This is a genomic window from Pseudomonas cichorii (assembly GCF_019719005.1).
GTDB lineage: Bacteria > Pseudomonadota > Gammaproteobacteria > Pseudomonadales > Pseudomonadaceae > Aquipseudomonas > Aquipseudomonas cichorii_E.
This window is the reverse complement of sequence record NZ_JAIGPJ010000024.1, coordinates 35,931-48,719: the sequence shown is the minus strand read 5'-3', so window position 1 is coordinate 48,719 and position 12,789 is coordinate 35,931. Positions and strand designations below refer to the sequence as shown.

The window sequence follows — 12,789 nt, the reverse complement described above, 5'->3', positions numbered from 1 at the left end:
TTTCGGGTTTATGATGCCCAACGGCAGAATAATAGACGCCTCTGAACTGGACTTATGGAGCATGTATGCAGACTTTGTACCCGCAGATCAAACCCTACGCCCGGCACGATCTGGCTGTGGAACAGCCGCATGTGCTCTATGTCGATGAAAGCGGGTCGCCCGAAGGGTTGCCTGTGGTGTTCATCCATGGCGGGCCGGGTGCGGGATGCGATGCGCAAAGTCGCCGTTATTTCGATCCCAATCTTTACCGTATCGTCACGTTCGATCAGCGCGGCTGCGGCCGTTCCACCCCCCATGCCAGTCTTGAAAACAACACCACCTGGCATCTGGTAGAAGACCTGGAGCGTATTCGCGAACATCTGGGTATCGAAAAGTGGGTACTGTTTGGCGGTTCCTGGGGCTCGACCCTGGCGCTGGCCTATGCCCAGACCCATCCTGATCGCGTGCATGCCCTGATCCTGCGTGGCATTTTCCTGTGCCGTGCCCAGGAAATCGAATGGTTCTACCAGTCCGGTGCCAGCCGCCTGTTCCCGGATTACTGGCAGGATTACGTGGCGCCGATTCCGCTGGATGAGCGCGATAACCTGCTGGCGGCCTTCCACAAGCGCCTGACCGGTCCCGATCAGATTGCCCAGATGCATGCCGCCAAAGCGTGGTCCACGTGGGAAGGCCGCACCGCGACCCTGCGGCCCAACCCGCAGGTCGTCGACCGCTTTGCCGAACCACAGCGCGCCCTGTCCATTGCGCGCATCGAATCTCATTACTTCATCAATAATGCCTTTCTGGAAGAGAACCAGCTGATTCGCGACATGCCCAGGATCGCGCATCTGCCTGGCATCATCGTGCATGGCCGCTACGATGTAATCTGCCCGCTGGATAATGCCTGGGAACTGCATCAGGCATGGCCAAACAGTGAGTTGCAGGTGATTCGCGAAGCCGGGCATGCCGCTTCCGAACCCGGTATCACCGATGCGCTGGTCCGTGCGGCGTCGCAGGTCGCCCGTCGCCTGCTTGATCTGCCACCTGAAGAAGCGTAACCCCCCTGTGGGAGCGGATTCATCCGCGACGCTGTTTTCGCGAATGAATTCGCTCCCACACAGCCTGCAAGACGGGATTTCCTATTTATGAAAGGCTTGTTACAGCGCGTGCGAAGTGCGCGTGTGGAAGTGGCTGGAGAAGTTGTCGGTGCTGTGGACCAGGGGCTTCTGGTTCTTGTGGGGGTAGAGCCTCAAGACACACAGGCCAGTGCCGATAAGTTGCTGCATAAGCTGCTCAACTATCGGGTGTTCAGCGATGACGACGGCAAGATGAATCTGTCATTGCGTGATGTCGGAGGTGGCCTGCTGCTGGTTTCGCAGTTCACGCTGGCGGCGGATACCAAGAGCGGCATGCGCGCGGGCTTTTCAAAAGCAGCGCCTCCGGCCTTGGGTGCGCAGTTGTTCGACTATTTATTGTCACAGGCCAGGATCGCGCATCCGGTGGTTGCAGCGGGCCAATTTGGTGCGGACATGCAGGTTCATCTCGTGAATGATGGCCCTGTGACATTTTTGTTTGATACCTGACAAGATGAAATCTCTGCCCGCCGCGGATTTATTAGCCCTGCGTGCAAGAAAATCTTTGTCATACATGATGCGTTGTTACGCGTGCTACTGGATAATCGCGCGCTACGGGGACCGACGATAGTTGGTCCATTGCGTATTCAGAAGCGGGTTCTGACATTGATTGGGGAATCATTAAGCCCATTCGGAGTCGGAACAATGCTCGCCAACCCGGCATCTGATAGCTGGCCGTTGGTTTCTTCATCTGTTTTCGGCGAGGGTTGCTCGTGATTGTTAGTCCCTGTGATGCTCCAAAGACACCTGTCAAACGGTTGCGTAGTGCGCTTTTGGCAAGCTCGGCTCTTGTCTGCCTGCTGGGTTCAGGCCAACTGTGGGCATTCAACCTTGATGATGTAGCGGCAAAGGCCAAAGAAATGGCCGGGCAGAAGTTCGAGGCTCCAAAAAGCAATCTGCCTACCGAGTTGCGCGAAATGAAGTTCGCGGACTACCAGAAGATCCGCTTCCGTGAAGACAAGGCTGAGTGGGCGACTGACAAGACGCCGTTCAAGCTGTCGTTCTATCACCAGGGCATGCACTTCGACACGCCAGTCAAGATCAACGAAGTCACGGCCACCACCGTCGAAGAGATCAAGTACGACGCGAACCGTTTCGATTTCGGCGACATCAAGATCGACCCTAAAGCCACTGAAAGGCTTGGCTATGCGGGCTTCCGCGTCCTGTATCCGATCAACAAGGATGACAAGCAGGACGAGATCATGACCATGCTGGGCGCGAGCTACTTCCGCGTGATTGGCAAGGGTCAGGTCTACGGCCTGTCCGCTCGTGGCATGGCGATCGATACCGCCTTGCCGTCTGGCGAAGAGTTTCCTCGTTTCAAAGAGTTCTGGATCGAGAAGCCGGGCCCGGATGACAACCATCTGGTGATCTTCGCACTGCTCGATTCGCCGCGTGCCACCGGTGCCTACCAGTTGACCCTGCGTCCTGGTACCAACACTCTGGTGGACGTGAAGTCGCGCATGTACCTGCGTGAAAACGTCACCAAACTGGGCGTGGCTCCACTGACCAGCATGTTCCTGTTCGGTGCCAACCAGCCTTCGCGTGTGCCTAACTATCGTCGTGAACTGCACGACTCCAGCGGCCTGTCGATCCAGGCAGCCAATGGCGAGTGGGTATGGCGTCCTCTTAACAACCCGAAACACCTGGCCGTCAGCAGCTTCTCGGTCGAGAACCCGCGTGGCTTCGGTCTGTTGCAACGTGGTCGTGATTTCAGCCAGTACGAAGACCTCGACGACCGCTACGACAAGCGTCCAAGCGCCTGGATCGAGCCTAAAGGCGACTGGGGCAAAGGTACTGTCGATCTGGTCGAGATCCCGACTGCCGACGAAACCAACGACAACATCGTTGCATTCTGGAAGCCCGACACCCTGGCTGCTCCAGGCGAGCCGATGGAGTTCAACTACCGTCTGCACTGGACCATGCAGGAAAACGCCATTCACTCGCCTGATCTGGGTTGGGTCAAGCAGACCCAGCGCTCAATCGGTGACGTAAGGCAGTCCAACCTGGTTCGTCAGCCGGACGGCAGCCTGGCATTCCTGGTCGACTTCGTCGGTCCGGTTCTGGCCGCCTTGCCTGAAGACAAGACCATCCGCAGCCAGGTCACCACCGATGACAACGTCGAGCTGGTCGAGAACAACCTGCGTTACAACCCGGTCACCAAGGGCTATCGCCTGACCCTGCGAGTCAAGGTCAAGGACCGCAACAAGCCGACCGAGATGCGCGCCTACCTGCTGCGTGAAATTCCTGCCGAGCCTGGCAAGGAACCTGCGGTGCTTGTCGCTGACAAAGATGACAAGAAGTCAGCATCCAAAGAGGCTGCAAAAACTGCAACCGCCAAGGAAGTTGCCAAGGCTGATGCTGCTGTAGCCAAAGCCGATGCGACCAAGGCTGGCGATGCCAAGCCTGAAGCCGCCAAGGCCGACGTAGCCAAGGCCGATCCCGCCAAGAAAGCTGAAGCACCGAAGGCCGATGCAGCCAAAGCTGACAAGCCTGACGTAGCGAAAGCCGACGTGGCCAAGGATGCTGAAGGTAAAGAGATCAAGCAGCCTGAAGCCGAGGCCGCACCCACCCATCCGGAGCCGGCCAAGACGCTGCAAGTCATGACCGAGACCTGGAGCTACCAGTTGCCAAGCGATGAGTAATTCTCTATCCGTGCCAGAGTCTCTGAACGAGTACCTGGCGCACCTGCCGATGAGTGACGAGCAGCGGGCAGAACTTGCCAGCTGCAAGTCGTTCGCTGAATTGCACGAACGTCTTTCCGCCCAGCCGGTAAGCGACAAGGCCGAGGTCGCCCAGGCGTCCGTCGGCCGTCGCCTGACGCTGTCCACGGCTGACGAACTGCAGGACGCCGAACTGCTCGACGTCGATGCCAGCGGTCGCATTCGTCTGAAGGCTACGCCACCGATCCGTCGTACCAAGGTTGTTCCGGAGCCATGGCGCACCAACATTCTGGTGCGTGGCTGGCGTCGTCTGACCGGCAAGACCAACCCGCCCAAGCCCGATCACAGCGATTTGCCCCGTGATCTGCCCAAGGCGCGCTGGCGCACGGTCGGTTCGATTCGTCGTTACATCCTGCTGGTGTTGATGCTTGGCCAGACCATCGTGGCTGGCTGGTACATGAAAGGCATCCTGCCGTATCAGGGCTGGTCGCTGGTTTCGCTGGACGAAATCACTCGCCAGACCTTCGTGCAAACCGCATGGCAGGTGCTTCCATACGCCTTGCAGACCAGCATCCTGTTGCTGTTCGGCATCCTGTTCTGCTGGGTTTCGGCCGGTTTCTGGACCGCACTGATGGGCTTTCTCGAACTGCTCACCGGTCGCGACAAGTACCGCATTTCCGGTGCCAGCGCCGGTAACGAGCCGATCGAAGCCGGTGCGCGTACCGCACTGGTCATGCCGATCTGCAACGAAGACGTGCCACGGGTATTTGCCGGTCTGCGTGCGACCTTCGAGTCGGTTGCCGCAACGGGCGATCTGGACCGTTTCGACTTCTTCGTGCTCAGCGATACCAATGACACCGACATCGCCGTAGCCGAGCAGCAAGCCTGGCTGGACGTGTGCCGTGAAACCGGTGGTTTCGGCAAGATCTTCTATCGTCGTCGTCGCCGTCGCGTCAAACGCAAGAGCGGTAACCTCGATGACTTCTGCCGTCGCTGGGGTGGCGATTACCGCTACATGGTCGTGCTCGACGCCGACAGTGTGATGAGCGGCGAATGCCTGACCAGTCTGGTACGCCTGATGGAGGCCACTCCAGACGCCGGTATCATCCAGACTGCGCCACGTGCCTCGGGCATGGACACGCTGTATGCCCGCATGCAGCAGTTCGCAACCCGCGTCTATGGTCCGCTGTTCACGGCCGGTCTGCACTTCTGGCAACTGGGTGAATCCCATTACTGGGGTCACAACGCGATCATCCGCATGAAACCCTTCATCGAGCACTGCGCCCTGGCGCCGTTGCCGGGCAAGGGCGCGTTTGCCGGTGCGATTCTGTCCCACGACTTCGTTGAAGCTGCGCTGATGCGCCGTGCCGGCTGGGGCGTGTGGATTGCCTACGACCTGCCGGGCAGTTACGAAGAGTTGCCGCCCAACCTGCTGGACGAACTCAAGCGTGACCGCCGCTGGTGCCACGGCAACCTGATGAACTTCAGGCTGTTTCTGGTCAAGGGCATGCACCCGGTTCACCGTGCGGTGTTCCTGACAGGCGTGATGTCCTATCTGTCGGCGCCGTTATGGTTCTTCTTCCTGGTGTTGTCCACCGCCTTGCTGGCCGTGAATACGCTGATGGAGCCGACCTACTTCCTTGAACCGCGTCAGTTGTATCCGCTGTGGCCACAATGGCACCCGGAAAAAGCCGTTGCACTGTTCTCGACCACCATTGTCCTGTTGTTCCTGCCCAAGCTGCTCAGCGTCATTCTGATCTGGGCCAAGGGCGCCAAGGCATTTGGCGGCAAGTTCAAGGTCACGGTTTCGATGCTGCTGGAAATGCTGTTCTCGGTGCTGCTGGCTCCGGTTCGCATGCTGTTCCACACCCGTTTCGTATTGGCTGCTTTCCTGGGCTGGGCCGCGACCTGGAACTCTCCGCAGCGCGACGACGACTCCACGCCATGGATCGAGGCGGTCAAACGCCATGGTCCGCAAACCTTGCTGGGTGCCTGCTGGGCCTTGCTGGTGGCCTGGCTGAACCCGAGCTTCCTGTGGTGGCTTGCGCCAATCGTGGTCTCCCTGATGCTGTCGATTCCGGTCTCGGTGATTTCCAGCCGTACCAAGCTGGGTCTCAAGGCGCGTGACGAAAGCTTCTTCCTGATCCCGGAAGAGTACGACACGCCTCAGGAACTGATCTCCACCGATCAGTACACCCACGAGAACCGCTGGCATGCACTGAAGGAAGGCTTCATCCGTGCGGTGGTCGATCCTCAGCAGAACGCCCTGGCGTGCGCGCTGGCGACTTCCCGTCACCGTCTGGCTCAGCCTGTCGAGACAGTTCGTCATGAGCGCGTCGAGCATGCACTCAAGGTCGGGCCTGAGAAACTCAGCAATCATGAGCGCCTGATGCTGTTGAGCGACCCGGTTGCCTTGGGCCGTCTGCACGAGCAGGTCTGGAGTGCCGGTCATCCTGAGTGGCTGGCCGCATGGCGTGCTTCCATCGAAGCCGATCCACATGCACCTCTGCTGCCGCTTCAGCCGGTCAAGCAGGATGCGGAGCCGGTGTTGGCGTAAGCCTCACCGTCCTTTCGCGAATGAATTCGCTGCTACGGTTTTGCAAATCCCCGTAGGAGCGAATTCATTCGCGAAGCTCTCAATTAACCCGAAATTTCCCCACCAACTCCCTCAGATGAGTGCCCAATCGGGCCAGCTCAATGCTTGAGGCTGCCGTCTCATCGCTCGCAGCAGCGGTCTGTTCCGAAATATCCCGGACCTTGAGCACATTGCTGTTGATCTGCTCGGCCACGTTGCTCTGTTCCTCGCTGGCGGTCGCTATCTGCTGGTTCATGTCCTGAATGGTGGCCACCGTGCGGGTTATCTGCTCCAGCGCACATCCCGCACGACGACTCAGTTCCACGCTGCTGTCGGTCAGGCTGCGACTGCTGTCCAGAGTCGTGGCGACTTGCTGGGTGCCGCTCTGCAATGCTGCGATCAGTTCCTCGATTTCCTCAGTGGATTCCTGGGTGCGTTGCGCCAGGCCTCGTACCTCGTCAGCAACCACCGCAAACCCGCGCCCGGCTTCACCGGCACGTGCCGCTTCGATGGCCGCATTGAGAGCCAGCAGGTTGGTCTGCTGGGAGACGGACTTGATCACATCGAGCACCCCGACAATCTTGCCGCTTTCCAGCTTGAGCCGATTCATGGCCTGGGTGGAGTTGGCGACTTCGCTGGCCAGTTGCTCGATCTGAGTGATGGCCTGGCTGACCACCTTGTCGCCGTCCCGGGCCTGCTGATCGGCATTGACCGCCGCCTGAGAGGCTTCTTGTGCATTGCGGGCGATTTCCTGCACCGTCGCCGTCATCTGATTCATGGCGGTGGCGACTTGATCGGTTTCGTCTTTCTGGCTGTTGACCCCGACACAGGTCTGCTCCGTTACTGCCGAGAGTTGTTCGGCGGCGCTGGCAATCTGGGTAACGCCATCGCCAATACCGCTCACCAGAGTGCGCAGGCTCAGGGTCATGGCCTGCATGCTGTCTTGAAGCTGGCCCATTTCATCCTGACGCCGGATATCCAGATCCTTGCTCAGATTGCCTTTGGCAATGCGCCCGGCTGCGACCAGCGTCTGCTGCAAAGGAAGCGTGATCTGTTGCGTCATGACCCAGGCGGCCAATAGCCCGATGAGCAATGCCAGCCCGGCGACACCGGTCAACAGGGTTCGCGAGCCAGCAGCCTCCACATCGCGCTGGGTGCTTTGCAGGCTGATCAGCCGGGCAACCAGGTCCAGCATCTTGTCGCCCAGGTCTTCCATGTTTTCCTGAAGGACCTCGACCTTGACCTGAATGTCCTTGAAGCGGGTCAGTTGCTCGCGATAACGCTGTAACGTCTCGCTGGCGGGTATGAGGCCCTGGATATTCTCGTCGGCCTGCTCCCGGGCAATCTGCTGCACTTCCTTGAGTGCTTCGTCGATGGCGGCGATAGCGGCCGATTCGTCGGCTTCCTTGTTGGTAAAGGTGTAGGCCTGGACCTGATAGCGGGCAATCTGGATCTGCTGTTTGAGCTGGGAAATATTGGTGAATTCATCCAGCCGTTCGCTGTTGTCCTGCTCCTGGCTCACAGCCTTGAGCACTTCACTTTCGACCTGTGCGACGGCTTTCACCGCCTGTTCCGATTGCTGGTCCAGCTCGATACGCGACTGGTCGCGTGCCTTGCGATCAAGCCCCAGGTCGGCAAAGGTCTTTTCCATGCGGCTGACGATCTGGCTCTGCTCGGTAAGCAGCGCGATACTTTTGGCATCATCGGTTTCCCGGCGCAGCGTCGCCAGTTGAGCCTCAAGCTCATTGAGCCGTTCTACCACCCGGTTGGCGTTTTCCTGAGTATTTTCCTCGCGGAAAATAATGCGCTCGGCGCGCAGGTCTTTGGTCAGATTGCTGAGCTGGCCGATCGAGGACAGCGACTCGGAGCGCTCGATCATGGTGTCCAGGCCATGCCAGCCGGTCAGCGTAATAGCCAGAGTCAGCAATAGAACCAGGCCGAAGCCCAGGGACAGTTTGAGTTTGACGCTCATGTTGTCGAGCGAGTGATTGATCCATCTAAACATCGGGCTTCTCCTGCGATCAGCGAGCAAAAGCAGGCCCTGAAGGTTGCAGGGCATGCGTCATGAGCGCATCGGCAGGAGAGAGGTGTCGCTGGACCTGAAGAGGTCGTAGGAAATTTCCGAGGAGGACTTTCGGGTGAAACCGGTCACGTTGAGGGGCGTGACCTGTCGAACAAGGAAGCGGTGACATGCACCGCTTCCTGCTCGCGTCAGATTTTGAAGCGACCCACCAGCACCTGAAGGTGATTGCCCAGGCGCGCCAGTTCGACACTGGAAGCGGCGGTTTCTTCGCTGGCTGCGGAGGTCTGCTCGGAGACGTCGCGAACGTTGAGCACGCTGCGGTTGATCTCTTCGGCGGTGGCGCTTTGCTGCTCGGCCGCTGCGGCAATCTGCTGGTTCATGGACTGGATTGCAGACACGGTCTGGGTAATGTTTTCCAGCGACGTGCCGGCGCGGCGAGTCAGGTCCACGCTGCTGGCGGTCAGATCGCGGCTGCTGTCCATGATGCTCGAGGCTTGCTGAGTGCCGTTCTGCAGGCTGGCGATCAGTGCTTCGATTTCCTCAGTGGACTTCTGGGTACGCTGCGCGAGGCTGCGTACTTCGTCCGCGACTACCGCAAACCCGCGACCGGCTTCACCGGCGCGTGCCGCTTCGATGGCAGCGTTGAGGGCCAGCAGGTTGGTCTGCTCGGCCACCGACTTGATTACGTCCAGAACACTGCCAATCTTGTCGCTTTCCAGCTTGAGCGCGCCCATGGCTTCGGTGGAGTTGCCGACCGCCGAGGCCAGGCGCTCGATCTGGGAAATCGCTTCTTTCACCACGCGCTCACCCTCACGGGCCTGCTGGTCGGCTGCTACGGCCGCTTCGGAAGCTTCTTCGGCGTTACGGGCAACTTCCTGCACCGTTGCCGTCATTTCGTGCATGGCAGTGGCGACCTGATCGGTCTCGACCTTCTGGCTGTTGACTCCGGCGCTGGTCTGCTCGGTCACTGCGGACAATTCTTCGGCAGCGCTGGCGATCTGGGTCACGCCGTCGCGGATACCGCCAACCAGCTCGCGAAGGGAAACCGTCATGCGCTGGATACTGCCTTGCAGCCTGCCCAGTTCGTCACCGCGGTCAATGACCAGATTCTGGCTCAGGTCACCGGAGGCAACACGTTCTACCACGTCGAGTGTCTTTTGCAGCGGTACGGTGATCTGGCGAGTGATGACCCAGGCCGCCAGAATGCCAAAGACCAGTGCCAGGGCTGTTGCGATGGAAATCATCATGACCGACTGTGCGCTTTCGGCATCGCGGCTGGCGGTCTGTGCATCGATCATTTCATCGTTGACGGCCAGCAGCTTGGTGCCCAGCGCCGTCATTTTTTCCAGTGCTACCTTACTGGCGGCCTGCGCATCGCGGTATTGACCAACAGCGGCACGATAACCTTTCAGGCCGGCAATGGCTTGTTGCAGCATGGGCAGGTAAGACGAGGAAATATCGCCTGCCAGGGTATTGATGCCGGTCATTGCTTCATCAATGGCCGCATTGGCGTTTTTCTCGAACTCGGCACGGCCACTGTAGGTGTAGCCGCGCACTTGAAAACGAGCCTGCTGGATCTGTTTACTGGCACCAACAATATTGTTGAAGGCCAGAATGTTGTCGGCTTTCAAGAGTTCGGCTTCGATCTTGCCGACTTCGGCAACGGCCTTGTCGGCATTGTCGCCCATCAGGCTGCGAGTGCCTTCGCGGGTCTCGATAGCCTTGGTCATTTCTCCGAAGGCCTGGCGATACTCGTTGGCGCTCTGGATCTGGGAGTCCAGTCGCTTGATATTCTCAGGGGAGCGGAGCAAGGCTCTGGCTGCCTTGAGTGCGGCATCGAGCTTGTCCAGATTTGCCACGACAGCGCTGGCTGTTTCGGCGTTGTACAGTGTTTCGTAACGCATGCGATTGATGCGCAACTCAAGTGTCAGTACGTTGATATCGCTGATTGCAGCAACCCTGTCCCCGCGAGAGATAAGGCCTTGTGTGCTGAGCCAGGCTGTCGCCGTGATCATCAGGGTCAATATCAGGACCAGGCCGAAGCCGATCGCCAATTTCAAACTTACACTCGCATTGGCGAGACTTCGAGCGAACCAGCGATACATGACAACTCCTCAATATCTATTTTTATAGATTCGCTTCTACATCGGCTCCCAATTACAAAACTGTAGTCAGGGAACCGATAAAAGAAAGGCTCAGAATAGACGGGCCAGCAGGGCTGTCACGGCGGTTTCGACTCTCAGTATCCGGTCACCCAGTTGTACCGGTTGCAGGCCGGATTTGCGCAGCAGGTCGATTTCATAGGGAATCCAGCCACCTTCGGGGCCGATTGCCAGTGTGACCTGTTGCTCCACGGCACGTGGGCAGGCGGGAAAGTCGCCTGGATGACCCACGAGTCCCAGCGTATTTTCAGCCAGTTGTGGCAGTCGGTCTTCGACGAACGGTTTGAAGCGCTTTTCGATGATGATCTCGGGCAGCACGCTGTCGCGGGCCTGTTCCAGCCCCAGAATCAACTGTTCACGAATGGCTTCGGGCTCCAGAAACGGTGTCTGCCAGAAGCTTTTCTCCACCCTGTAGCTGTTGAGCAGGATGACTTTCGGCACACCCATGGTCGCAACCGTCTGGAATACCCGGCGCAGCATCTTGGGCCTGGGCAGGGCCAGCAGCAGCGTCAAGGGCAGTTTGGCGGGAGGTGCGGTGTCCAGGCTGATGCGCAGCTCTGCTTCGTGGCTTTCGAGGCGAAGCAGTTCGGCGGTGCCCAGCAAGCCGTTGAGGCGGCCTACGCGCAGGCTGTCGCCGACTTCTGCGCGATGCACCTCTTGCATGTGCCTGAGGCGTCGATCGCGCAGGACAACCCTGTCGGCCGCAATGAAGTCGGCCTCTTCAAGTAGCAGCAGGTTCACGACTGTGTCGCGGGCGGCTGGTCTTGCTTGTCAGCGTCGTCGGGCTGGTCGTCCGGATGCTCGCCACGCTTCTTGATCATCGAACTGCACAGGATGCCCAGTTCGAACAGCAGCCACATGGGCACGGCGAGCAGGGTCTGGGAGAAGATGTCCGGAGGCGTGAGAATCATGCCGACCACGAAGCAGCCGATGATCACGTAGGGACGAATCTTTTTCAGGTACTTCACGTCGACGATGCCGATCCAGACCAGCAGCACCACGGCTACCGGAATCTCGAAGGCGACACCGAAGGCGAAGAACAGCGTCATGACGAAGTCCAGATAACTGGCGATGTCAGTCATCATCGACACGCCTTCAGGCGTCACGCTGGCGAAGAAGTGGAATATCAGCGGGAAGACCAGAAAGTAGGCGAACGCCATGCCTGCATAGAACAGGATGATGCTTGATACCAGCAACGGGACCGCAACACGCTTCTCGTGTTTGTACAGGCCAGGCGCGATAAAGCCCCATATCTGGTGCAGGATGACCGGCATGGACAGGAACAGCGCCACCATCATGGTCAGCTTGAACGGCGTGATGAACGGCGAGGCCACGTCCGTGGCGATCATTGTCGCGCCTTCAGGCAGGTAGACCCGTAGCGGAGCCGAAACCAGCGTGTAGATCTTCTGAGTGAAGTAGAACAGACCGGCAAAAATCAGGAACACCGCCGCAACACAACGCAGCAGGCGTGTACGCAATTCTGTGAGGTGCGAGACCAGCGGCATTTGCTGATCGTTTTCCGGGATATCGCTCATGGGGCTCGTGGGGGCAGTGACGAATCGTGGGCGGAAGGTGGCGTGGCCGGTACTGTGGGGGCCGCCTGCTTTGGACGTTTTTCCAGAGACAGCTGGCTCTTGGGTGCCGGTTCTGCCGGACCGATTTCCTGGGCGGGTGCTGCTTGCGGTTCGTTCTGCGGCTCTGCGGCAGGTTCTGGCTCGGAGTGGGGCGAGAAGATTTTTCTCGCCTCTTCTTCCAGAGACAGGATGTGCTCATTGTGCAGTTGCCGACGAATCTCGTCGGCACCGATTTCACGTTCAACTTCCTGTTTGATCGCATTGAAGCTGCGCTTCAACCGGCCTATCCACAGGCCGGCGGTGCGCGCTGCGCCCGGCAGACGCTCGGGACCCAGCACCAGCAAGGCCACCAGACCCACGAGCAGCAGTTCAGAGAAGCTGATACCGAACATGGCTTACACCTGGTCTTTGCGGGTCGGCTCTTCGACTTTATGCGCCTGCCCGTCGATGGTGTGCGGCTGGTTCAGCGGCGAGGACTGAGGTGCGGCCTGAGCCTGCTGTGGCTGTGCGCCCGGCTGCTCGGCAGGTTTCTCGTCATCGTTCATGGCCTTGCGAAAGCCCTTGATCGATTCGCCGATATCGCTACCCAGCCCCTTGAGTTTCTTGGTGCCGAAAACCAGCACGACCACGATCAGGATGACGACCCAGTGTTTCCAGTCAAAAATACCCATGAAGCATTC

General features: G+C 59.0%; 10 protein-coding genes and 1 pseudogene. 4 read left to right on the top strand and 7 right to left on the bottom strand.

Going from position 1 to position 12,789, the window contains the following annotated elements:
* Positions 1-65: 65 nt before the first annotated feature.
* The 4 genes from pip to mdoH all read left to right on the top strand — a co-directional run bounded on the left by pip (position 66) and on the right by mdoH (position 6,332).
* Positions 66-1,037, top strand: a complete 972-nt coding sequence (gene pip / locus K5D32_RS17225) for a prolyl aminopeptidase (RefSeq protein WP_221601189.1) — start codon at positions 66-68, stop codon at positions 1,035-1,037.
* 87 nt (positions 1,038-1,124) lie between these two features.
* Positions 1,125-1,562 (top strand): D-aminoacyl-tRNA deacylase, encoded by a 438-nt coding sequence (gene dtd / locus K5D32_RS17220; RefSeq protein WP_025262323.1) that lies wholly within the window; start codon positions 1,125-1,127, stop codon positions 1,560-1,562.
* Positions 1,563-1,825: 263 nt separating this feature from the next.
* On the top strand, positions 1,826-3,757 hold the full coding sequence (locus tag K5D32_RS17215) for a glucan biosynthesis protein G (protein WP_221577251.1): 1,932 nt from the start codon (positions 1,826-1,828) through the stop codon (positions 3,755-3,757).
* Positions 3,750-6,332 (top strand): glucans biosynthesis glucosyltransferase MdoH, encoded by a 2,583-nt coding sequence (gene mdoH, locus K5D32_RS17210; RefSeq protein ID WP_221593548.1) that lies wholly within the window; start codon positions 3,750-3,752, stop codon positions 6,330-6,332. Before K5D32_RS17215 ends, mdoH begins: the two co-directional genes overlap by 8 nt.
* A gap of 79 nt (positions 6,333-6,411) precedes the next feature.
* On the opposite strand, the gene K5D32_RS26325 is transcribed toward mdoH, so the two are convergent.
* The 7 genes and pseudogenes from K5D32_RS26325 to K5D32_RS17180 all read right to left on the bottom strand — a co-directional run bounded on the left by K5D32_RS26325 (position 6,412) and on the right by K5D32_RS17180 (position 12,780).
* A complete protein-coding gene (locus K5D32_RS26325) occupies positions 6,412-7,128 on the bottom strand; it encodes a methyl-accepting chemotaxis protein (protein ID WP_409372877.1) in 717 nt (238 codons plus the stop codon).
* A 144-nt stretch (positions 7,129-7,272) separates the two neighbouring features.
* Positions 7,273-8,229, bottom strand: a pseudogene (locus K5D32_RS26320) (methyl-accepting chemotaxis protein); the annotation flags it as partial.
* A gap of 332 nt (positions 8,230-8,561) precedes the next feature.
* The gene (locus K5D32_RS17200; protein WP_374107920.1) at positions 8,562-10,397 is read right to left on the bottom strand and encodes a methyl-accepting chemotaxis protein; all 1,836 of its coding nucleotides are present in this window, start codon (positions 10,395-10,397) and stop codon (positions 8,562-8,564) included.
* Between the two features lie 171 nt (positions 10,398-10,568).
* A complete protein-coding gene (locus K5D32_RS17195) occupies positions 10,569-11,276 on the bottom strand; it encodes a 16S rRNA (uracil(1498)-N(3))-methyltransferase (RefSeq protein WP_221530322.1) in 708 nt (235 codons plus the stop codon).
* Complete coding sequence (gene tatC / locus K5D32_RS17190; RefSeq protein WP_221577248.1) at positions 11,273-12,070, bottom strand: twin-arginine translocase subunit TatC; 798 nt, start codon at positions 12,068-12,070, stop codon at positions 11,273-11,275. Before tatC ends, K5D32_RS17195 begins: the two co-directional genes overlap by 4 nt.
* Positions 12,067-12,501 (bottom strand): Sec-independent protein translocase protein TatB, encoded by a 435-nt coding sequence (gene tatB / locus K5D32_RS17185; protein ID WP_221577247.1) that lies wholly within the window; start codon positions 12,499-12,501, stop codon positions 12,067-12,069. The genes tatC and tatB overlap by 4 nt, the downstream gene beginning before the upstream one ends.
* A 3-nt stretch (positions 12,502-12,504) precedes the next feature.
* Entirely contained in the window at positions 12,505-12,780 is a 276-nt protein-coding gene (locus K5D32_RS17180; protein ID WP_095068435.1) for a twin-arginine translocase TatA/TatE family subunit, read from the bottom strand.
* Positions 12,781-12,789: the final 9 nt, after the last annotated feature.

Coding starts and splice junctions, on each gene's coding strand:
- pip (WP_221601189.1), top strand. CDS start 66: ATGCAGACTTTGTACCCGCAGATCAAACCCTACGCCCGGCACGATCTG.
- dtd (WP_025262323.1), top strand. CDS start 1,125: ATGAAAGGCTTGTTACAGCGCGTGCGAAGTGCGCGTGTGGAAGTGGCT.
- mdoH (WP_221593548.1), top strand. CDS start 3,750: ATGAGTAATTCTCTATCCGTGCCAGAGTCTCTGAACGAGTACCTGGCG.
- K5D32_RS26325 (WP_409372877.1), bottom strand. CDS start 7,128: ATGAATCAGATGACGGCGACGGTGCAGGAAATCGCCCGCAATGCACAA.
- tatC (WP_221577248.1), bottom strand. CDS start 12,070: ATGAGCGATATCCCGGAAAACGATCAGCAAATGCCGCTGGTCTCGCAC.
- tatB (WP_221577247.1), bottom strand. CDS start 12,501: ATGTTCGGTATCAGCTTCTCTGAACTGCTGCTCGTGGGTCTGGTGGCC.
- K5D32_RS17180 (WP_095068435.1), bottom strand. CDS start 12,780: ATGGGTATTTTTGACTGGAAACACTGGGTCGTCATCCTGATCGTGGTC.